This is a genomic window from Bacillus sp. 7_6_55CFAA_CT2 (genome assembly GCF_000238655.1).
GTDB lineage: Bacteria > Bacillota > Bacilli > Bacillales > Bacillaceae_G > Bacillus_A > Bacillus_A cereus.
This window is the reverse complement of the sequence record NZ_JH414710.1, coordinates 308670-330337: the sequence shown is the minus strand read 5'-3', so window position 1 is coordinate 330337 and position 21668 is coordinate 308670. Positions and strand designations below refer to the sequence as shown.

The following is a 21668-nucleotide window of genomic DNA, read 5'->3' as shown; positions in this document are numbered from 1 at the left end:
AAAAAAGATCGTCCGGTTGCATCAAAAATGTGCAACCAGACGATCTTAGTAACCAATATGTATTACCGTAGACTCTAAGCTTTGCGGCCTATCCTTTCGAATAGTGTGCTAAAAATATCTTTTATTCTTTTTTTGTTTCATTTTCCTCTTAAACCAAATATTACTATACCGTCTGGACGGTTATAATTCAATACTCTATAAAATTGTTCTATTTTTCTAATAAAAAAAATAATTCACCACTACATTAAAGAAGCAATGGTGAATTATTTTAAAATTATATAGTTCGCATATTCTATTTATATGAATTACTAATAAGAGCTTGAATTACTTTTTCTCTTAACTCGGGGCTTAGTCTTCCAACCCCTAAATATTCCGAATACCATAATCCATCTGCTGCTAATCTAATAATTGTTGCACAAACTGAATCTATCTCATCATTCTCTATATTCTTTTGCAGTTGCTGAAATGATTGTTGTAATGGCTCAAGTAATTCAGGTTTTAACATGAGTGCTGCCATCATACTGCTAGACAACTCTTCTGTTCTTCTCTCATTACTTAATCTTTCCTCTACAAAAGAGCGAACCCATCTCCCTTTCCTCTCTGAGTCTTCCGCTACTTTATTGTAAATGGCCCCTTCATAATCCTCTACCCCTCGGACTATCATACCTTCTATTAAAGCTTCTTTATTTGAAAAGTGATACAATAATCCACCTTTGCTTAAACCCGCCTCTTTTGCCACTGCTTCCAAGGTTAATTTAGCAACCCCTTTACATTGTACAATTTGAGAAGCGGCCGTCAAAATCTTTTGCCGCGTTATGCTTATACTCATTCCTTTTTAAAACCCCATTTCTACTAAATTTATATAAATACGAATCTTATTTTTAATATTGTTGATTACTACTAAGTATTTTCTTTATACAACAAAAGCTTCATTACCTTTGAATTTTTAGTTACTTATTCTATTAAAAATTTCCATATCATTCAATATGATAACATTAAATACACAAAGCTGACTATACATCTATACTTTTGTGTTTATTGAAAATATATCCATTAATAAAATTTACCGATTTATTCCTTCTTATTACTTTAAGACAGCATTAATTCTTTCAGCACTAAATAAAAAATGTTATTACTCCCATTAAATTGAGTAATAACATTCTACTTAACAAATTCGCTGCCAACTAGCATCCTTCACATCTTCACTAGTCGGTTTTCTAACTGATCCAATAAAGTGAAACTTTATATCCGCAACATGGACAGGTGTATTTCATTTTGTCACTCCATTATTAACTTGTTTTCCCATATATTCCGACTCACAAAGAATGTAACAGCACAAATCATAGTTATCCCCATGAAAAATGTATTAGAATCTTCATATGTAGTTGGAATGCCTACCGTTACGAAAACAATACTAAAAGCTAAAAATAGATATAATAATAAAGATATAATATAGCTTAGTTTAAATCGTAAAATGATACCTCTAAACAATAGCTCACCAAGTAGACAGCCACCTAAAATAATAGGTACTCCGAAATACAATGTAAGGACTCCCATTTGCGCAGTAGATTGAATTATCTTTCCAATTATGTTCGGCGAAACCAGCTCACTATCGTTTCCCATCCTATCATATAAATCAAGTGCTGTTGCTGAAATAAAGAAACTTAATATAGAAAATGAATACGGTATTAAAAATTTGCTCACTCTCATTCACCTCGCTTTTTTCTTTACATATATTATTCATTATTTCCTATCATTTTTACATAAAAAAATAACCCTCTATGATAAAACATAGAGGGTAGCATTTCTATATAAAAATCTATACCTTATCCTGAAGTGAATCCCGAAAATAGGACAAATATCAAAACACCTAAACCATCTGCTATCTGCTCCCTACATTCTTTAGGGTAGATAGTTTATATGTTTTATTAGAAAGTAGTGCCTTCTTTTTTATAATATTCTTTTGAAATCTCTTCATAAAATGCGGCTGATGTCGCGTAGAAATAAGGTGCTAACCATAAGAAACCGATTCCTACAGTAAGAATACTTAAAATGAACCAACCTAAGAAACTTAAGCATAGTAAAAAGTAATCCATTTTATGTCCATTCATCATATGACGACTCTCAGTAATCGCTTGATTCGCTGTATATTCTGGATGATCATTCAAAATAAAATATGTCATAGAATAAGAAAATGATTTAATAATACCTGGAATAATAAGAAGTAATGTCCATAGAGTCAAGTATACATAAATTAGTAAATATGTTAAAAACGACTTCATCAACTTACTTCCATCGCTAAACCATCTAAATATATGACCAATGCGAGCATCAGTCCCACGAATTGCATTTAAAACAAGATAATAGGCACCTATTGTTAATGGACCAATAACAAGCATTACTATAATACTTACTGTAAGTGAATCACTTGCTTCTTCCCAACCCCAAAATATCGAGAAAATACCTGTTGTTAGCATTTCAACAGCTCCAATAAGGATTCCAATTAATAAGGTTGCCCCTACCGCTAGTCCCCATCTTCCTTTTAATGCATCAAGTGCTTCTCTTTTCAACTGACTTATCATATATAACCTCCTAATACTATTTCCATTTTATTATACCATTTATATCAAAAATCCCACATATTTTCCTAAAACAGAAGCATATTACCTTTTTTCATACGTATTGATACATGTGTGCTGTAGTTGTACTAATATATGGATTAAACGACTCTTTTCCCTATAACAAAAAAGCCTGCCTTTCATAATAGGCAAGCTTTCTCAAGTTACATCTCATTTATTTTCTTCTTATACCAATCCTGCATTCTCTCCGCATCTTCTACTCTCGTATGCTCTATTTTATAACTAGATGATGCACTCGAAAACTTATACGTACATAAATCCGCACGGCGCTGGAAATATGATTGTGTCTTCTCCATTGATTGGACGTGTCTTCTTCTAATAAGTCCTGTATATTTTCCGACGCTACGATAGACAAGTGTAATTTGTTCTCCGTTAACACTGTAGCCATTTGTTTTAAATGTTGCGTAGCCAAGTGTAAAGATAAGGATTGCGAGCGGTAGTAATGCCCACATGATGTAATACTTTTCAAAGTATATGCTTATTCCAGTAAGCGGGATTGCGAGCATAGCAAAAAAGATAAAACTATCAATGAGATAGCGGCGCAATGCTGCTTTTGGTAACGAAGTAATACTTGCATTCAGTTCGTATGGTAATTGTAAATGCGCGAGTAATTGTTGCACTCGATCTTTTCGAATGATAGGATGCAGTGTAACTTTTTCTTCTTTCCCTTCACTTTGAATGACTTCTACTTGCACAGCACAATAACCGAACGGTTGGCGTAAAATGCCTTCTTTTATCGTAATCCCTTGAATGCGGTGCAATTTTAGTACGAGTTCTTTTCTCTCCAGTAACCCTTGCGAAATACGGACTTCATCATTTTTTCGATTCACTGTGAAGTTACCGTGTTTTAACGCGTAGCCAATTGTAGATATCATCCAAGAAACGACAAGTAAAATAGCTACCATGTAAATCCAGCCATATATATCGTGGTCCATTACATATGACGTCACACTATTTTTTATCCATTTCGGAATATACTCATCTACTTGGTGATAAACGAAAAAGATTAAAGAGAACAATACTCCAAATTGACCAGATGTAACAGACGCTATTAAAATCTCTTTCCACGTTAACTTGTACTCTGTCGTTTGTTTTTCCTCTGTAACAATTGCTTTTTCTACTGTATTTTCTGCTGCTTCGTCTAACGTTTTTTCTGCTTTCACTTCTGGAGTTGGCTCATTTAGCAAAGTAATAAGCTCCGTCGCCTCTTCTACCGTAATTCCAGCTAAGCTAACTTCTGCTTCATCGCCCCCGCCAGCTGTTTCAATCTGAATTTTTTTCAAACCGAGCATTTGGTATAGTACGTTAGAACTTGTATTAATTGTTTGAACACGTTCTTTATTTAAGTAGCTCTCCTTTTTCACAAAGAGACCTTGTTTCACATGTAATACGTTATTTTCGACCCAGTATACTTTGTAATACCAGCCTACGATAGCTGAAATAATTGTGATCAACGCAAAACCAATAGGAACTAAATACCAAAATGGAAACTTTCCCCTTAAGCTAAAAAGAAAAATAATGAGTGGTATAAAATCTGTTATTTTTAATTCTAGTAACATCGTGATTGGATGCTGCCTCTTATACATCCTCATCACTCACTTTCGCTAATTCTGCGATTTTCGTTTTCAACATTTCAGCTTCATACATCGTTAAACCTGGGATGCTATGAGAAGTTGCTGCTGTTGAAATGTGTAATTCTGCTAATCCGTATTTTCTCATAATTGGCCCTTGTTCAATCGTAACGTGCTGCACACGAATCATCGGTACTAATACGCGCTTTACGACGAAAAGACCATGCTGAATTTCAAGTTCTTCTTCATTTAGTTGGTAGCTGTAATAACGTTGACGTAGTTTCGGAAACGTAAAGTAATCAAACGGTGTATATACAATTGTTAATCCGATGAGCACATAGAAAATCCAAGCCCACCAATTAAACTTAATCATAAAGAAAAGATATGCCAAAATGACTATAATACTGATTCCTAGCTCAATTAAAGAACGCGCTTTCCACACCTTGACCATGTCAGGGTGAATTTCATTTTTCAATGGATCCATGTAACCACTCCAAATCTAGTAATCTAATATATGAATACTCTCAATCTATATTTTACGTAACTTTACAGAAAATTGAAATTCAATCTTCTTTCTTCTCAGGAATAAAATATCCGAACCAAAGTAGCCAAATGAAACCGATTAACTTCATCCAATTTCCATCCGCTTGAAAAGCTTCAATCATACCTGGTATTTTATAAACCCCAATAAATCCAAGAAAACCGAGCCACCAGTTTTTTTGCATTTTCATCTTTACTCCTCCTTCATGACGTTTTTCACATTTCGAATCCAAATTTCTTTATACTTTAACTGGAATCCCATGAGCATATAGTTGCTCATATTATCAATCACGAGTGCTAGCGTATGAGCATTTTCTTCCGTTTCATGTTGTGACACTACGTCAAGTCTTGCGCCTTTCTTCAATAAATCGTGGAAACCATTTAAGAAATCTTCTTGTATTTCAAATAAGCGTTTCTGATACTTTTCATTTCGCGATGCAGTTACGATAAATTCATTGATAACGCGTAATATCCCTTCTTGCCCTTCATATTCAGAGAGCATATGTAAACCATCAGCAATTAACTTTTCTGCAAAGTTTTCTTTCGTATATTGCTCTTTATCGAAATAACTCACGAAATGATATCCAGAGAAAATTTCTTCAAATAAAAAATCGATTAACGCTTCTTTAGAAGAAAAATGATAATAAATAGCCGGTTTTGAAATACCTACCTCTTTCGCAATCATGGAAAGACTCATCTTCTCAATGCCGTGTTCTGCTATAAGTTTAAATGAAGCCTCTACAATGTTTTGCGATGTTTGTAAATTCTTCGTCATACTGTACCTCACTTATTTTTACTTACCGTTCGGTAAGTAAATTATAAAACAAAACGAAATGATTTTCAATTTGGTTAGCACTACAGAAGGTATTTATTGGAAAATACAGAAAGTTATAAAGTAAAAGCAACATATAAGAATAAGGAGGATATCATATGGGACTTGGTGGTAATGGCGGTAGTGGTGGTAATGGCGGCGGTGAAGCGGGACAAGCTGGTAAGAGCGGATTTTCATTAATCATTGTACTTTTTATCGTATTGATTATAGCTGGAATTAGCTATATCGGACTTAGCTTCTAAGAAAAGGCGTCCTACGTTACACATGTAGGACGCCTTGTTTTTAATCTCTATTCAGCAATCGCATACGATAACAATTCATCGTCACTTCTCCAAGCCTTTGCAGTAATTGATAGTTCGCATATGCGCCGACTGGGGCACCGATTACTGGTACGAGCTGAAGCATTTTCGCTAAATCAATATAGTCTCGGTACTCTGTTTGGAACTTTTCCCAGTCCATATGATTTTCTTTTTCTGTATCCCACGTTTCGATTGCTTTCCATATTTCTTTTCTGTGATCGTCACTTGAAAAGGCAAGTTGGAAAACGTGAAGGATAAAAAGACGCTCTTCTTGTTTACTCGTATCAAATCCGTACAATGTCGCTGCATCGAATAAAAATTTAATTTTAATTGTAAGTAAAAGCGGAAAGTCAGCAAGACCGAGGAGAATACCACCAGCTCCAGTCCCTGCTCCTTCTGCCGCTGCTATTTTTTTGTACTCATCCATTTTTTTACGAACTTCATCGTCACGTCTTTGCAGTGACCATGTCGTCTCTTTTAGCTTCGGCTTTATAAAGTTTGACCCGGCGCTAATCGTTTGCACCATCATACGAATCGTCTCTGTTAGTACCTTTTGTACTTTCGCTGGAATGAGCTGTTGCACCTTCGTCTGCACTTTTTTGGAGAACCGTGTCATCATAGAAGAATCTTTCATAAATGTAGCTTTCCACTGCTCCAATTCTTTTATAACCTTCTCTTCGTATGTAATCATAGGTTCATTCCTTTCAATTTAAACGCTCAATGCGCTTCGCCCCGTATTGGTAAACGAAACCGATACTAAATAATATGCTTACGATAAGTAAAATTCCTGTCATCATGAAATCTTTCGTTGCTAGTGCAAATATAACTGTAAAGATTACGCTTCCGATGATTAGAATCGCGTTTAATAAAGCAAGAAAATCTTTCTTCTTCTCTTCTCCCCCTACTGGATACAAATCAAGCCAAATTTTCATGCGATGATGTTTCCATAAAGTTAATAGCTGATAACCGATTAAGTATAGGAAGATAAGGCTTACGATAAATCGTCCATATAAAAATGGAATGAAGTAAAGAATTACTCCGCCAAGAGCGAGCAGACGCACATATAATCCAAAATAATTACCAGATCTTAAAAACGTTCTCGTATATAAGTATAAATATGTACGCTTTTCGCCTATCATCGACAGAATGAAATCTAGCCATTTTCTGCGGGCTACTCTTTCTTTTAATGCTGGTACATCAACGAACATGTTCGCAATGCGGTACAGTAGCATCATCTTCTTACCTTCTTCGGAAATTAAATACTCCCAGTTTAGTGGCTTTCCTTTGACCATTTGATGCATGATAGCAAGGTATAACACCATGAGAAGGACGATTCCACCAATGAAAAGAACTGAAGTACGTTCTACAAGGAAATATACAAATAAACCGTTTAGGATAAAACGAATAAACCAATCAGCCCTTTGTATATTTTGATCTGTTAAAAATGACTTTTCCCACGCTACAAATAAATTCCACGCTTTTACAATGACAAATGCGAGTACGATCCATATGTAGCCAGCTCCTGTTTGCTTCATTTGTTGGAAGTATAACGGAGCAAGCGCAGCTGCTACGATTGCGATTATGTATAACTGAATCATAAATGTAAAAAGAAATGCCTTTGTGAAGTAAGGTTTTAACTTTTCTTCAACTGGCAGTAAGTAAACGAGATCCGCTTCTTTTAATAACGTTTGAATGGATCCAGCCGTTAACACGAGTCCAATTAATACTGCCATTGCGAGCGCAGTTGGAAACGAAGGTGTTAACGTTTGTAACCATTGCTGGTAATAATACGCTCCCGCACCGATGATGAACACGAAAATAAATTTCAAATGATCATTAAATACGTATTTACTATATGTACGAACTTCTTTTAGAAAGTGACGAAATCGTTCTTTCCATAACGCTGTGCTATTCATAATCTTCTTCCTTTGTTAGCGCGATGTAAATATCATCTAACGTTGCACCTGGCATATTAAACTGTGATTGCAGTTCAGATAGCGTTCCCTTCGCTCTTACTTCACCTTGATGCAAAATAATGAACGAATCACAATAACGCTCTGCCGTCGCTAAAATATGTGTGCTCATTAAAATACCGGCACCACTCTTTTTCATTTGGTCCATCATTTGAAGAAGGGATTGAATCGCTAACGGATCTAATCCAACGAAAGGTTCATCTACTATGTAAAGAGATGGCTCCACTAAAAATGCACTCATAATCATTACTTTTTGTTTCATTCCTTTTGAGAAATGAGATGGAAACCATTTTAAACGATTTTTCATACGAAACTCTTGTAGTAGTTGTCCTACACGTTCTTCATATTGTTTTTCATCAACGCCATACGCCATAGCTGTTAATTTCAAATGCTCTTCTAACGTTAATTCATCATATAATACTGGCGTTTCCGGAATGAATGAAAAGCTAGAACGGTACGCTGTCATATCATCACGAATTGTTTTCCCATTAATTGTGACAGTTCCTTTTTTCGGTTCCATTAAACCGATAATATGTTTAATCGTCGTACTTTTACCAGCTCCATTTAAACCGATTAAGCCGACAAGTTCGCCTTTATTAACAGAGAACGAAACGTCTTTTAATACAGGTCGTTTCGTATATCCTCCTGTAACATTTTCTACACGCAATAACTCGCTCATACGACACCACTTTCTTCATTAGTATTCATTCTATATTCATCTTACCAAAAATTATGCTGTACTACATAGTATCCATGTACTCAAAAAAATTTTTAAATTTATTAGCATATATTTTTCCGAAAGCGGACATCATAATTATTGAAGAAGGAACACATTGAAAAAGCAACCACCAATTGATGAGTACAACAACATAGTGAAGTCATCATGAAATGGGGTGTCCAAGTTGGACAATGAAATTTACACATAACCAGATCATTTGTTTCATTTTCGAAACGGGGTGTCTCTGAAAGAGCATATACTGTTTTAAAAAATAAACAATTTCATTTTAAAAAAGATTGCAATTCATTTCACTTGAAAATGGGGTGTCTACGGCAGAAACTTTAGCCGATTTACCGTGCATTTCTTAAATAAATGAGGTGTCTGCGAAACGTAAATTACGATAATGCTTTTTCAATCCCTCTTCAGAAAACAGGAAGCTGAGTCAGCTTCCTGTTTTTCGTGTTTGTTCTCTTATGTAATTATGGTAAAATACGGCTAAGGATATTTGAAAGGATGAGATCAATGAATCATACAGCAGACAATTGTATTTTTTGTAAAATCATTGACGGGCAAATCCCTTGCTCAAAAGTATACGAAGATGAACATGTGCTTGCATTTTTAGATATTAGTCAAGTAACAAAAGGACATACTCTTGTTATTCCAAAAGTTCACAAACAAGACATTTTTGCGTTAACGCCAGAAATCGCATCACACATTTTTTCTGTCGTTCCAAAAATCGCAAATGCGATTAAAGCAGAGTTTAATCCAGTTGGCTTTAACCTACTTAACAATAACGGTGAAAAAGCTGGACAAACTGTGTTCCACTTCCACCTTCATTTAATTCCACGCTACGGTGAAAAAGATGGTTTCGGTGCTGTTTGGAAATCACATCAAAATGAATACACTATGGAAAATTTACAAAACATCGCAAGTACAATTGCAAATAGTGTGAAATAATGACACTATAAGAAGGCGTAATACATAACAAGCCACTTCCCTGAAGTCATCAAATTCCGCATGGCTTGTTTCTTTACTTAAAATGCTCAGGGATGATTGTTTGTGCATAGCACATATAAGAAAGATATGCATATTTTTCCCATCATGAATACGAACAAAAAATAAGGAGGTCTCCTTTTATGTCAAAAGCTAAATCCTTTATTACAGGTGTTATTTGCGGCGGAGCAGTTGCTGGACTAGCTGTTCTTTTCTCAACTCCTTCTTCTGGTAAAGACATGCGCGGCAAGTTAAAAGAAAAAGGAAATGATATTAAAAAGACTTTAGCTGATATTACAGCTGATACGAAATTATTAAAGCGTCAAATTGTTGAAACTGCTTCAGAAGGTAAAGAAGTGTTTCAAGAATTAAAAGATGACATGCAAGACACGCTTTCTAACTGGAAGCAAGATATTTCTCAAAACAAGCGCCATATTGAGAAAGAAATTTTGGACATCCAAAAGTCAATTGAGAAACTACAAGAAGCTGTTCCAGAAAAAGCGTAAACAAATTCCTGCTTAGTTTTTTGCATATAACAAATATTTTTTATATAAATTGACCTTGACACGGCATATCGTATAGATATGCCGTGTTTTTATGCATTTACAATATATGTTATCACTTAACATGTAAGGACAACGTATGTATTCACGACTCATAAAACGCTTCCATAGTTATGCATGATTTGTATAGAATGTCATTTTTCCGAAAAATTTTCACAATTCTCACAAAAAGACTTTATTAATTTTTATTTTACTGGCATAATAGATAGTAATGAAAAAAGAATGTTAAAGTGGGTGAGTAAATGAAAAGTGGAGAAAAAGATTACTCGGTAAAAGAAGCGATGATTTTCAGCCAACGCATTGCTCAATTATCGAAAGCGTTATGGAAATGTGTAGAGAAAGATTGGCAGCAGTGGATTAAACCTTACGATTTAAATATTAATGAACATCATATTTTAACAATCGCTTATCATTTAAAAGGGGCTTCTATTTCTGAGATTGCTAAGTTTGGAGTTATGCACGTATCAACAGCGTTTAACTTCTCGAAAAAGCTGGAAGAACGCGGCTATCTTGTATTCTCGAAAAAGGAAGATGATAAACGAAATACGTACATTGAAATTACAGACAAAGGGGAAGAATTACTACTTCGCTTAATGGAAGAGTATGACCCTGAAAATAATTCAGTGTTTAATGGGGCTCTTGCACTTCGTAATTTTTATGGGAAGTTCCCAGAAAATATCGAACTGATTGCAATCCTGCGTAACATTTACGGACAAGACTTTATCGATATTTTTGAGAAATCATTAGAAGATATTGAAGAGAACTTTACAGAATCCGATCAAAAGTTAGTTAAGAAATAATCTCTTTATTTTTTCGCAATCATGCTTAAGAATTCATTCATAAGCGGCTTAAATAAACCTTGTTTTGCTAGCGCTTCCGCAGTTTCGTGTACTTCGAGCTGATGTGGAAGCGCTTTTTCAAATTGATCTAACAGCGCATCGAACAAAAGAAGCCCTTCTGCTTTCTCCACTACATATTGCTCGTTCAGTTTTTCACAAAGATTTAGTATACGTTCAATATCTTTTTTACGAGCTTTTTTCTTTATGATCAAAGAATAAAATGGACACTTCTCTTCATCAATCATTTTAAATAATAAGTCTACATAGTATTCAGCTTGTTCTAATCTTCTAACAACGTCCATTTTCTCCCTCACTTTCTAACACAAAGTCTTCTATTTCTGAATTTTGTAACACGAACAAAATATCGTGTGATACAATATATGTATATGTATTTTAGCCAAAAGGAGGTCTCGCCTCATGACACTTATAACAGTTGTTTTTGTCGCATTCGCACTTCTTGTTATATTTTACACGAATTTCATGACACATACACTGTGTGAACGAAAACAAATAGCTGCGAGCCGCCAGCCCGGTGTCTTTCGGGTTATTAATGTATGTATAACAATTTTATTAATTTCTAGTTATATAGAAATTATATTTCATGGAAAGTGAGGAAGGAAAGCCCCTTCCTCACTTTTTTCCTCTATAAGCAAATTATACCTACAATAACCAATAAAATAAACAGTACAAGTAATAAAATAAGTTGAGAATTCATCCCCATCCCCTCCTCTATTCTGTATATGCGGCATGCGCCCAATATGGCACACTTTCAAAATCTGACACGTGCTGGTTAATTTTTCTTTATCAATATGAAAACGGTTCGAAATATGATATATTAAATTTTGTACATATTGCTTATACTATAGAACAAAACATTCATCAAAACTTTATCCTCAGCCACGGTAAGCCCTGTTAAGCGCGCTTTACCAATATAAAAAAGCAAAAGTATCAGTGAGACTTAATCGGGCTCTTATGAATCAAAATTCATTGGTGTAGGATAAATTAAAAATACATAATAGTAGGAGTGTTTATTGAATGAAGAAAGCTATGCTTGCCTTAGCCGCAACAAGTGTAATCGCATTATCAGCATGTGGAACATCATCATCAGACAAAATTGTTACATCTAAAGCTGGTGACATTACAAAAGAAGAATTCTACGATCAAATGAAGACACAAGCTGGTAAACAAGTACTAAACAACATGGTTATGGAAAAAGTACTTATTAAAAACTACAAAGTTGAAGACAAAGATGTAGACAAAAAGTTCGATGAAATGAAAAAACAATACGGTGATCAATTCGATACACTATTAAAACAACAAGGTATTAAAGAAGAAACGATAAAAACTGGTGTGCGTGCTCAATTAGCTCAAGAAAAAGCGGTTGAACAATCGATTACTGATAAAGATGTAAAAGCAAAATTCGAGGATTATAAAAAAGAAATTAAAGCAAGTCATATCCTTGTAAAAGATGAAGAAACTGCTAAAAAGGTGAAAGATGAACTTGCTCAAGGTAAATCTTTCGAAGAATTAGCAAAACAATACTCTGAAGATACAGGCTCAAAAGAAAAAGGTGGCGACTTAGGATTCTTCGGACCAGGGAAAATGGTAAAAGAATTTGAAGAAGCAGCTCAAAAGTTGAAAAAAGGTGAAGTAAGCGAACCTGTAAAAACACAATTCGGTTACCATATCATCAAAGTAACTGATAATCACGCAGATGCAAATTTCGATAAAGCAAAAACTGATATTAAAAAATCACTAGTTCAAGAAAAAACACAAGATGCTCAATTTATGAACGATCTTATGATGAAAGAAATCAAAAAAGCTGACGTAAAAGTTGACGATAAAGATTTAAAAGATCTTTTCGAAGAGAAAAAAGCTGACGCTAAGAAAGACGAAAAGAAATAATGAAGTAAAAAAAGCTTGGGCTTCGGCCCGAGCTTTTTTTTATCTCCTCTTCTCCCGGTAGTTATATCTAGATTCGGTAAATGAAATTATATCGGCGATTTTTCAAATATATCGACCGCAACTCCAATTATATCGGCGATTTTCAAACTATATCAGCGCAACTCCAATTATATCAGCGATTTTCGAAATATATCGACTTACCGACAAAAAACGACAACAAGCGTGACTCCCTCTTCAAACACAAAAAAACCTTGATCCACGCCACGTAGAACCAAGGTTTATCTTATTATCATTGATTAAATGAAAAAACTATGTTAAATTAGAACAGAAACACGTTTCCCAAAACAAAAGGAACGTATTTATCCGTATCTTAATTGTACACCAAAATACATCTTCAGTCAACCTCTATTTTTCACTTTTAAAGGAGTGCTTACCGTATGAACAAAAAACTTGATCTAGAGCAAAAAAGATTGGATACCGTAATTGAAACAATTACGGAGCAAATTGATAAACTGGAAAACGAAACTGGCAGACGCCGAGCAGAAGTAATCAATATTCGTAAACACTTTTGGGATGATGTGAAAGTGAATACTGATACTTTCGATGATTATCTTGAAACAGTTATCAACTTAAGACAACAAGCTCAGTCACTAGCTGTCACACAAATTACCCATAAGCACACCTTTAATCGACTTGCCGCATTAAGACGTATGCATAAAGCACCTTATTTCGGACGAATTGATTTCAAAGAAGAAGGAGAATCTGCCGCGGATCAAATTTATATCGGCGTCGCTACACTTACTGATGCAAGCGGAGAAAACTTCCTTATATATGACTGGCGCGCACCTATTTCGAGTGTGTACTATGATTATCCACCAGGACCTGCTGAATACAGTACACCAGGCGGCGTAATCCACGGTAATGTGGAGAAAAAATTACAATACATTATTCAAAATGGCGAGATTGATTCTATGTTCGATACGAGCCTCACAATTGGTGATGAAATCTTGCAACAAGCGCTTGGAAAAGGTACGAACAAACATATGCAGAGCATCGTTGCTACGATTCAGCGCGAGCAAAATGAAATTATCCGCCACGATGAAGGCCGATTCCTTATCGTTCAAGGAGCTGCTGGTAGCGGTAAAACATCAGCTGCTCTGCAGCGAATCGCCTACTTACTATATAAATATCGCGAATGGCTAAAAGCAGATCAAATTATTCTCTTCTCTCCTAACTCTATGTTCAATAGCTACGTTTCTAACGTACTACCTGAACTTGGTGAAGAAAATATGCAGCAAGTTACATTCCAAGAATATTTGAATCATAGACTAAGTAAGTCATTTGAAGTTGAAGATCCTTATGAGCAATTAGAATATATGTTAACTGAAACGAATAGCCCTACCTATAAAACGAGAAATGCGAGCATCCGATTTAAAGCATCCACTCAATTTTTCGAGATGATTAGAGCGTACAGACAATCTCTTGAATCTTCAGGCATGCTATTTAGAGGAATGAAATTTAGAGGAAAACTGATTGTTTCTGCGAAAGAAATTACAGAACAATTTTACAATACCGACTCCTCCCTCCGCTTCCATAGTCGAATTGAGAAGTTAACGGATTGGCTAAATAAGCAAATAGATGCACTTGAAAAAGCAGAACTGAAAAAGCCTTGGGTAGAAGAAGAAATTGAATTACTTAGTAAAGATGAATACCAAAAAGCTTATAAATATTTGCAGAAAAAAGGAGAGTTTGACGACAACTCCTTTAATGATTTTGAAAAAGAAACGAGAGTACTTGGACGTATGATTGTCCGTAAAAAATTGAAGCCCCTTCGTAAAGGTGTTCAAACATTACGCTTTATCAATTTCACAGGCATATATAAACAACTCTTCACAGATGCATCATGGGTTACTGAGAAAAAACCGAAAGAGTGGGATGACATTTGCTCCTTAACAGTAAACATGCTTGATGAAGGAAAACTATATTACGAGGATGCGACTCCATTCTTACTTTTAAAAGAATTAATTGAAGGCTTCCAAACGAACAGATCGATTAAACACGTACTCGTAGACGAAGCGCAAGATTATTCTCCATTTCAGTTCGAGTTTTTAAAACGTCTCTTCCCTGCCGCAAGAATGACGGTACTCGGAGACTTTAACCAAGCGATATTTGCTCATGCGAGTGAAACGGTTAATTTCGATACACTTACAAATTTATACGGTCCAGACGAAACAAACGGCATTAACTTAACTCGTAGCTACCGCTCAACAAAACCGATTATTGAATTTACACGTGCTCTCGTACCGGAAGGCAAGAACATTCACGCCTTTGAACGTGACGGCGAGAAACCTACAGTGACGAAAGTAGCGAATGAGAGCGAACTGCACGAACGTATTACTGCCAAAGTTGCTGAACTACAAAAAGAGCAGCACAATACGATCGCAATTATATGTAAATCTGCAGCTGAAAGCGCAGCTGCATACGAAGCACTTAATCATATCGATAATATTAAACTCGTGAAGAGTAACTCAGCCGAGTATGAGCAAGGCATTGTCGTAATCCCTGCTTACTTAGCGAAAGGTATTGAATTTGATGCTGTTATTATTTACAATGCTTCTAAAGATGTGTACAGCGATAAGAGCGTACATAGATTGTTCTACACTGCTTGTACGCGAGCGATGCATGAATTGCACCTTTATAGTGTTGGCGAGGTTAGTCCTTTTGTGCTTGGGGCTGATTCGGAGAGTTTTGAGCTTATAATGAAAACACCTTGATGATCATCAAGGTGTTTTTCTCATTCTAAAAGGAATATCTTTACGTCGATATACACTTAGCACGATTCCCATTATAAATGCGTGAAATAGAGTTGGTATCAAGCCGTAACTAATAAAGGGTAATGATATAGAGACACGTGGTAATATCCCAAGAATCATGCCAACGTTATAAACGAAATGGAATACAAAAAGAGTTACTCCACCAACGAGGAGTAATTTACCATAACCATCATTTATTTTATAAGCTATATTCATTATTCTTACTGCAAAAAGAGACAAAATCAAGACAAGAACTAGCGCAAGCACATATCCATAATAGTAAGTCAAACTTGCAAATACAAAATCAGTATGAGTAGCAGGGATAGACTTTATATTTCCATATGTACCAAACCAACCTGCCGATGCCATTGCCTCTTTTAAACGTAAATACCATTGATCATGCGCTGGGTTTAAAAACCCTAAAATTCTAGCTATCCGGTATTCTTTTACGGCAGACCAGGAAAATAAATCCCTAATAATAAAGAAACAAATCGGTAACATTGTAATGAGCCAGGCCGTTTTCTTTCCTAGCTTACTCCACCAAAGCATAACAAATACCATCGTGATATAGATGAACAGTGGTAAAAGAGTTGATGTAGTTAGAAATAAATATAAAGAAAATAAATACAACATGAGAAGATGTATAAACTTTAATCTACTGTTATTGAAAAAAGAAGCCCAGGCTAGAAGGAAGAATGGTATTGTCATTAGACAGTCAATTATGATGGAACCAATTTTCATTAATGGCTCACCATTCAAAAAAGCAGTCGGAAAACACTTTATCATTAACAAGATAAGTACACCAATTGTATAAAACAGCCAACCGAGTCTCTCTAACTTCCGATAATCAAATAGCATCATCCCAATCGCTGTTGTAACACCGAGAATTACAAATATCACCTTATTCATTAATAAGTCAGCATGTCCAAGCGCTATAACTGGCAAAAATCCTAGCCCCATCGCAGCCACTAATAAACCAATTAAGAACCAATCAACCTTTGGCTTATGTAGTTTATTAAGTTCCTGGCCAAGCTTAATTGGACTTCCCATTTGTTCAACAGCCTTATCTTCAGCAACTTCCTCACTTAAGCCTTTCTCTATCCACATATTCTTCGTCTGTTTCAAGTGAAAGTCTAGTTCTGTTGCCACCAAGTCCTTTGCTTCTTTTGATTTAATATGGTTCGTAACTTCTTTTAAAAAACGCTCCCCTTTTTTGCTCAATTTTTTCTCACTCCTGTACTAATCCTTTTAATATAAATCGTGCCTTCGTAGCATTCTTCTCTGCCTTTCGCAGCATCTTGTTTCCTTTATCATTTAATTGATAATATTTAGCTCCCGCATGATCCCAGCTAGATTGGATAAAGCGATTCTGTTCTAGACGATGCAATAAAGTGTATAGAGATCCTTCATCACCTTCGAATTTTTGAATTCCTCTCCCCCGCAGTAACTGCATCAATTCATAACCTGTTTTTTCATTCATAAGAAGTTGCAACACTGCTAAAAGGATGTCTTCTTCCTTTTCGGACGATTGATTGATTTTTTCGTGCACCCGCTTTTGGTGCCGATCAGAAAAACTCAAATGTTTAAACGTTGTGTTCTCCATTGATTTTCGCAAGCCTTTTAATCGACCTTCCATTCGATTATTCCTCCAATCCTTCCTTCAAAAGCTCCTTCGCTTTTTTCAGTCTCGTTTTTATCGTGTTTTCCTTTACTTCTATTACTGTAGCAATCTCTTTAATTGATAATTCCTCATAATAAAATAGATAAATGACTTCTCGATATTTTATCGGTAAATTCATTACCGCAGAAGCCAACCTACTATCCTCAGCATTTTGAATAACTGTTTGTTCGACACTTTCTTTTTGACTCTCCATATACGTAAAGTCATCCTCTGTCACGATAACTTTTTTGTTATACCAACTTTTTATATAGTCCTTACATTGATTGATTGCAATTCTCCATAACCATGTTTTCACATTCGAATTCCCTTTATATGTATGAAGAGATTTATAGCATTTCACGAATATATCTTGCGTTACATCCTCCGCAACCTCTTTATTATTCACATACGAATACACAAGCTGCAGGACTTCTTGTCCATACTTGTTCATTATTTCGTCGATAAGGTCCTCCTTATCTTCTATTTCAAACGCTTCTATCGTTAATTCATCCACATCATTTCCTCCTTCCCATATATTAGACGACGCACTGTATGGAAAAGTTTTATAAATACATAAAAAAATACGGATGGTAATGTCCATACCGTTTTTTTATAAATATTTATTTACTTCTTGTCCCCTGACACTAATGTTCTGCTTAAAAACAGGAATTTTCATCCATATATCTTGTTCCCTATTTTAAAACATAATACAATGAATACGTAACTTAATAAGCTATAACTAGTAGGTGTGGCAATCATCTCTTCCATTTTGAAAAAAGGGGGGAGGTGATAATATAATCGCGATGTTTATAATTAAATTAGTGTATGGTATCCTAACCGGAGCTGGCGTTGTCATCGGTAGAAGATACGTTGGTCCGTGGCTAATTTCTGTATACAAAAAAGCGAGAACCACCCTGCTTCGTGGAAAAGGTAAGGGCGGTTCTCGGCTAAAACGTTAATGTAATTGTCTTATAACCGCACCTACTACCACCACAATAGCAAGTTAGGTTACACAAGGCAGAAGTTTCTCAGGCTTCTGTCTTTTTTATTTTATGCAAAATTCACACTACATACTCTATCATTATTGTAACACATTTTATTTATTTTTAGTCAAGAGAAAAACTACCTAAAGGGCTCCCCTTCAGGTAGTTCTCTATTTTACGCTAACGCAGCTAGACTTTTTCAAGTTCAGCTGTGCCGCTCTCATCATTTATAGCACCAATAAAGACGGATTATGTACCCGCTTCATAACAATGAGTAAACAAGGAACAACACCTATTACGAATATAAAAAATCCTCTCACTATATAGCACCTATGTTTTCAGCAATACTCTATTACCATCAAACTAAATTTGTATAATTTAAACTACAGAATAGCAAGCTAATTTTCAAATATCTTCTTGCGCATTATCCTAAATTTATTATCTATTTGTATCATGCTTATAAATAAAAGATATCCTACCGACGCACCGAGCATATTTATAGCAATCCGCCACACATCAAAAACATCAGACAAAGTTAGTAAATGTAATATCTCCCAAACAAGAAAGGTCATAACATACCACTTACGAGCTTTCTTATAGTTAGTCACTTTATTAATCAGCACTGGAACGAAAAATCCAAATGGAACTACTAATATTATATGTTGTAAAACACTTAACCAATAAGTTGAGTTTCCCCAAGGACCTGGATGTGCAATAAAATCTTTAACTTGCCAAAGTGTTATTCCAAAAAGTTGTAATAACGTTTCTAAATCAGATATATGTAAAAATTGCTGCCAAAATTCAATGGGATGATAGACAGTCCCACCTGTCAAACTGCGAACAGAGTCAAATGTAGAAGTTGAAATAAACGTTCCTAAAAAGACAATAAAACAAATGATTATATAAGGAATACATAAAATTTTTGATAATACCTTTAATGGTCTAGGAACTTCGTATACCGATTTATTAATCTCTACGCCAATAACTTTTGATTCTCCAAAACTTTGAATCGCTTTATAAATCGCTTCTTTTTCATTCATACCTTGTTCCATATATTCTTCTTTCAAGCTGTTCAAGTGATCATACATTTCTAGAAATAACTCATCCTGTTCAATATCACTAAGTTCTGAATAGGCTAAAATAGACTTAATATACTCATCAAATTCACTCATAAATAACTCCTTTCTGACAAGCTTGAATTAATGCTGTTACACTCTCCCAAGAATTCACTTTCTTCTGCAATTCTTTTTTCCCTTTATCTGTAATAGTATAGAATTTCCTTTTCATCCCATTCTCAGATTCATTCCAATAAGATTCAAGAAACTCCTTTTTCTCTAATCTCTTTAAAGCAGGATACAAAGTTCCCTGCCCCATACTATACAAATCTTCACTTGCATCCTTTAAACTTTGAGCTATTTCATATCCATATGTATCACGTTTTGCAATGATAGAAAGTAATAAAATATCTATACTTCCCTTCAAGATTTCTTTGTCCAACAATACCACCACCTTATATACATCGTATAACAACATATGTCGTTATGCAATATAGTTAGAAGAATATTCCATAAAAAAAGAACCACCTAAAGGCTCCCCTTCAGGTGGTTCTCTATTTTATGCTAACGCAGCTGCCTGTTCTTGTTGATCTACAGGAATAACAGCGTCTGTTAGTGCTTTTTCTAGTTCTGCTGTATATTTCATTTGTTCTTCTTTGCTCCAGCCTAGTTTCGCAGCCATGTAGTTGATTACTGCTTCTTTCCACTCGTATACCCAGTGGATGTTGAAGAATACAGCGCCTCTGCGGCGTACGAAGAAGTCAACTGGTTTTGCTGTCATTTCATAATCCATTGCGTATACAAGTGGGATTAGAACGTCAAGCGGCATGTTGTATTCTTTCGCTTCGTCTTTATGTTTTTTCGCTAGGTCAAATAGTACGTCAACGTTAGAACCGTAGAATTTCGCGAATTCTTCTGCTTGTGCTGTTGTTAAACCATATTTCGTACCTTCGCCAGCTTTTTTCGCAACGAATGCTGGGAATCCGTGTGAACCATCTACATGTCCACCAGAGATTGGCATATGTTTCGTGTCGCTCTTCGGATATGCGCTATGACCTTCTTTTTGTAGTAAGTTCGTTACGTAGTCTACTACCATTTCAGCCATTTTGCGGTATCCTGTTAATTTACCACCTGCGATTGTAATTAAACCAGATTCAGAAGTCCAAATTTCATCTTTACGAGAAATTTCAGATGCACTCTTACCTTCTTCATAAATTAACGGACGTACACCAGCCCAGCTTGATTCAATGTCTTTCTCTGTAATTTTCACGCTTGGGAACATGTAGTTAATCGCATTAATGATGTAGGTGCGATCTTCAGTTGTCATTTGTGGTACAGCTGCGTCTTTATCGTAGAACGTATCTGTTGTACCTACATAAGTTTTTCCGCCGCGAGGAATCGCGAACACCATACGTTTATCTGGTGTATCGAAGTAAATCGCTTGACCTAATGGGAAACGTTTTTGGTCAATTACTAAGTGAACACCTTTTGATAACTGAAGTACTTTTCCTTTTTTCGAGTTATCTTTTTCACGAAGTGTATCTACCCAAGGGCCAGCTGCGTTTACAATTTTCTTACCGTAAACTTCATATACTTCACCGTCTAGTAAATCGATTACACGTACACCGCATACTTTTCCATCTTTATATAAGAAACTGTCTACTTTTGCGTAGTTAACAGCTTTTGCGCCGTGCTCAATTGCTTCTTTCATTACTTCAATTGTAAGACGCGCATCATCTGTACGATATTCTACGTAGTAACCGCCGCCTTTTAATCCTTCTTTTTTTACAAGAGGCTCTTTGTTTAATGTTTCTTCACGGTTAAACATCTTTCTGCGCTCGCTTCGTTTTACACCTGCTAAGAAGTCGTATACACGAAGACCAATTGATGTACTAAATGATCCGAACGTACCACCTGTATGGAACGGAAGTAACATCCACTCTGGTGTTGTTACATGGGGACCGTTCTCATATACGATCGCACGCTCTTTACCCACCTCTGCTACCATTTTCACTTCAAGTTGTTTTAAATAACGTAGACCACCGTGTACAAGCTTCGTTGAACGACTTGATGTACCTGCTGCAAAGTCCTGCATTTCAAACACAATTGTTGATAACCCGCGTGTTGCTCCATCTAATGCAATACCAGAACCAGTAATACCTCCACCAATTACGATCACATCTAACTCTTGTTTATTTACTCCGTTTAATACGTCTTTACGTTGTTTACTTGAAAATTTCATGGTAATTCCTCCCTTTGATAACGAAAAAAGAGACCACAAACTC

Annotated in this window: 25 protein-coding genes and 1 riboswitch; of the genes, 8 read left to right on the top strand and 17 right to left on the bottom strand. The window is 35.5% G+C overall.

Annotated elements, in window-relative coordinates:
* Positions 1-27: 27 nt before the first annotated feature.
* Positions 28-120: riboswitch (cyclic di-GMP riboswitch) on the bottom strand.
* A 172-nt stretch (positions 121-292) separates the two neighbouring features.
* The 7 genes from HMPREF1014_RS17360 to HMPREF1014_RS17330 form a co-directional block, all read right to left on the bottom strand.
* Positions 293-829, bottom strand: coding sequence for a TetR/AcrR family transcriptional regulator (locus HMPREF1014_RS17360; RefSeq protein WP_009327226.1), 537 nt, complete (start codon positions 827-829; stop codon positions 293-295).
* Positions 830-1278: 449 nt separating this feature from the next.
* Positions 1279-1704 carry a hypothetical protein gene (locus HMPREF1014_RS17355; RefSeq protein WP_002098741.1) on the bottom strand — a complete coding sequence of 142 codons (426 nt, stop codon included), beginning with the start codon at positions 1702-1704 and terminating at the stop codon, positions 1279-1281.
* 224 nt (positions 1705-1928) lie between these two features.
* Complete coding sequence (locus HMPREF1014_RS17350) at positions 1929-2582, bottom strand: DUF975 family protein (protein ID WP_000625398.1); 654 nt, start codon at positions 2580-2582, stop codon at positions 1929-1931.
* 200 nt (positions 2583-2782) lie between these two features.
* A complete protein-coding gene (locus tag HMPREF1014_RS17345) occupies positions 2783-4225 on the bottom strand; it encodes a PH domain-containing protein (RefSeq protein WP_000278202.1) in 1443 nt (480 codons plus the stop codon).
* Positions 4218-4694: a PH domain-containing protein gene (locus HMPREF1014_RS17340; RefSeq protein ID WP_000371346.1), complete on the bottom strand. Its 477-nt coding sequence runs from the start codon at positions 4692-4694 to the stop codon at positions 4218-4220. The genes HMPREF1014_RS17345 and HMPREF1014_RS17340 overlap by 8 nt, the downstream gene beginning before the upstream one ends.
* Positions 4695-4773: 79 nt before the next feature.
* Positions 4774-4941, bottom strand: a complete 168-nt coding sequence (locus HMPREF1014_RS31660) for a hypothetical protein (RefSeq protein WP_000783813.1) — start codon at positions 4939-4941, stop codon at positions 4774-4776.
* Between the two features lie 2 nt (positions 4942-4943).
* The gene (locus tag HMPREF1014_RS17330; protein WP_000164826.1) at positions 4944-5525 is read right to left on the bottom strand and encodes a TetR/AcrR family transcriptional regulator; all 582 of its coding nucleotides are present in this window, start codon (positions 5523-5525) and stop codon (positions 4944-4946) included.
* A 155-nt stretch (positions 5526-5680) separates the two neighbouring features.
* On the opposite strand from HMPREF1014_RS17330, the gene HMPREF1014_RS30380 reads away from it, so the two are divergent.
* Entirely contained in the window at positions 5681-5824 is a 144-nt protein-coding gene (locus HMPREF1014_RS30380) for a YjcZ family sporulation protein (protein ID WP_000522758.1), read from the top strand.
* A 40-nt stretch (positions 5825-5864) separates the two neighbouring features.
* Here the strand turns inward: HMPREF1014_RS30380 and ecsC are convergent, their stop codons facing one another.
* The 3 genes from ecsC to ecsA are packed head-to-tail and all read right to left on the bottom strand — an operon-like array spanning position 5865 to position 8533.
* A complete protein-coding gene (gene ecsC, locus HMPREF1014_RS17325; protein WP_000634142.1) occupies positions 5865-6572 on the bottom strand; it encodes an ecs operon protein EcsC in 708 nt (235 codons plus the stop codon).
* 13 nt (positions 6573-6585) lie between these two features.
* Positions 6586-7797, bottom strand: a complete 1212-nt coding sequence (gene ecsB, locus HMPREF1014_RS17320; protein ID WP_001089106.1) for an ABC transporter permease EcsB — start codon at positions 7795-7797, stop codon at positions 6586-6588.
* Positions 7790-8533 (bottom strand): ABC transporter ATP-binding protein EcsA, encoded by a 744-nt coding sequence (gene ecsA, locus HMPREF1014_RS17315; protein WP_001292603.1) that lies wholly within the window; start codon positions 8531-8533, stop codon positions 7790-7792. The genes ecsB and ecsA overlap by 8 nt, the downstream gene beginning before the upstream one ends.
* A gap of 561 nt (positions 8534-9094) precedes the next feature.
* Here ecsA and HMPREF1014_RS17310 point away from each other — a divergent pair.
* The 3 genes from HMPREF1014_RS17310 to HMPREF1014_RS17300 all read left to right on the top strand — a co-directional run bounded on the left by HMPREF1014_RS17310 (position 9095) and on the right by HMPREF1014_RS17300 (position 10928).
* On the top strand, positions 9095-9529 hold the full coding sequence (locus HMPREF1014_RS17310; protein ID WP_001016835.1) for an HIT family protein: 435 nt from the start codon (positions 9095-9097) through the stop codon (positions 9527-9529).
* A 179-nt stretch (positions 9530-9708) separates the two neighbouring features.
* Positions 9709-10071 (top strand): YtxH domain-containing protein, encoded by a 363-nt coding sequence (locus HMPREF1014_RS17305; protein ID WP_000030302.1) that lies wholly within the window; start codon positions 9709-9711, stop codon positions 10069-10071.
* A 299-nt stretch (positions 10072-10370) separates the two neighbouring features.
* Positions 10371-10928: an HTH-type transcriptional regulator Hpr gene (locus tag HMPREF1014_RS17300; RefSeq protein WP_000834924.1), complete on the top strand. Its 558-nt coding sequence runs from the start codon at positions 10371-10373 to the stop codon at positions 10926-10928.
* Positions 10929-10933: 5 nt separating this feature from the next.
* Here HMPREF1014_RS17300 and HMPREF1014_RS17295 read toward each other — a convergent pair whose 3' ends face one another.
* Positions 10934-11269: a DUF1878 family protein gene (locus HMPREF1014_RS17295; RefSeq protein ID WP_000383655.1), complete on the bottom strand. Its 336-nt coding sequence runs from the start codon at positions 11267-11269 to the stop codon at positions 10934-10936.
* Positions 11270-11384: 115 nt separating this feature from the next.
* Here HMPREF1014_RS17295 and HMPREF1014_RS17290 point away from each other — a divergent pair, with 115 nt between their 5' ends.
* From HMPREF1014_RS17290 to helD, 3 genes are all read left to right on the top strand, one after another.
* Entirely contained in the window at positions 11385-11579 is a 195-nt protein-coding gene (locus HMPREF1014_RS17290; protein ID WP_000172690.1) for a hypothetical protein, read from the top strand.
* Between the two features lie 423 nt (positions 11580-12002).
* On the top strand, positions 12003-12872 hold the full coding sequence (prsA, locus tag HMPREF1014_RS17280) for a peptidylprolyl isomerase PrsA (RefSeq protein ID WP_000710060.1): 870 nt from the start codon (positions 12003-12005) through the stop codon (positions 12870-12872).
* A gap of 437 nt (positions 12873-13309) precedes the next feature.
* The gene (helD, locus tag HMPREF1014_RS17275; protein WP_001035429.1) at positions 13310-15646 is read left to right on the top strand and encodes an RNA polymerase recycling motor HelD; all 2337 of its coding nucleotides are present in this window, start codon (positions 13310-13312) and stop codon (positions 15644-15646) included.
* Between the two features lie 6 nt (positions 15647-15652).
* Here helD and HMPREF1014_RS17270 read toward each other — a convergent pair whose 3' ends face one another.
* The 3 genes from HMPREF1014_RS17270 to HMPREF1014_RS17260 are packed head-to-tail and all read right to left on the bottom strand — an operon-like array spanning position 15653 to position 17859.
* Positions 15653-16906, bottom strand: a complete 1254-nt coding sequence (locus HMPREF1014_RS17270; RefSeq protein ID WP_000037418.1) for an FtsW/RodA/SpoVE family cell cycle protein — start codon at positions 16904-16906, stop codon at positions 15653-15655.
* A 7-nt stretch (positions 16907-16913) separates the two neighbouring features.
* Entirely contained in the window at positions 16914-17321 is a 408-nt protein-coding gene (locus tag HMPREF1014_RS17265) for a PadR family transcriptional regulator (RefSeq protein ID WP_000399088.1), read from the bottom strand.
* Between the two features lie 4 nt (positions 17322-17325).
* Complete coding sequence (locus tag HMPREF1014_RS17260) at positions 17326-17859, bottom strand: sigma-70 family RNA polymerase sigma factor (RefSeq protein ID WP_000344007.1); 534 nt, start codon at positions 17857-17859, stop codon at positions 17326-17328.
* Between the two features lie 307 nt (positions 17860-18166).
* Between HMPREF1014_RS17260 and HMPREF1014_RS31900 the strand changes: the two genes are divergently transcribed.
* Entirely contained in the window at positions 18167-18304 is a 138-nt protein-coding gene (locus HMPREF1014_RS31900; RefSeq protein ID WP_172107503.1) for a hypothetical protein, read from the top strand.
* A 422-nt stretch (positions 18305-18726) separates the two neighbouring features.
* Here the strand turns inward: HMPREF1014_RS31900 and HMPREF1014_RS17250 are convergent, their stop codons facing one another.
* The 3 genes from HMPREF1014_RS17250 to glpD form a co-directional block, all read right to left on the bottom strand.
* Positions 18727-19500 carry a VanZ family protein gene (locus HMPREF1014_RS17250; protein ID WP_001288383.1) on the bottom strand — a complete coding sequence of 258 codons (774 nt, stop codon included), beginning with the start codon at positions 19498-19500 and terminating at the stop codon, positions 18727-18729.
* Complete coding sequence (locus HMPREF1014_RS17245) at positions 19493-19825, bottom strand: PadR family transcriptional regulator (protein ID WP_000356630.1); 333 nt, start codon at positions 19823-19825, stop codon at positions 19493-19495. The genes HMPREF1014_RS17250 and HMPREF1014_RS17245 overlap by 8 nt, the downstream gene beginning before the upstream one ends.
* A 117-nt stretch (positions 19826-19942) precedes the next feature.
* Positions 19943-21625 carry an aerobic glycerol-3-phosphate dehydrogenase gene (gene glpD, locus HMPREF1014_RS17240; RefSeq protein WP_000672831.1) on the bottom strand — a complete coding sequence of 561 codons (1683 nt, stop codon included), beginning with the start codon at positions 21623-21625 and terminating at the stop codon, positions 19943-19945.
* Positions 21626-21668 lie beyond the last annotated feature (43 nt).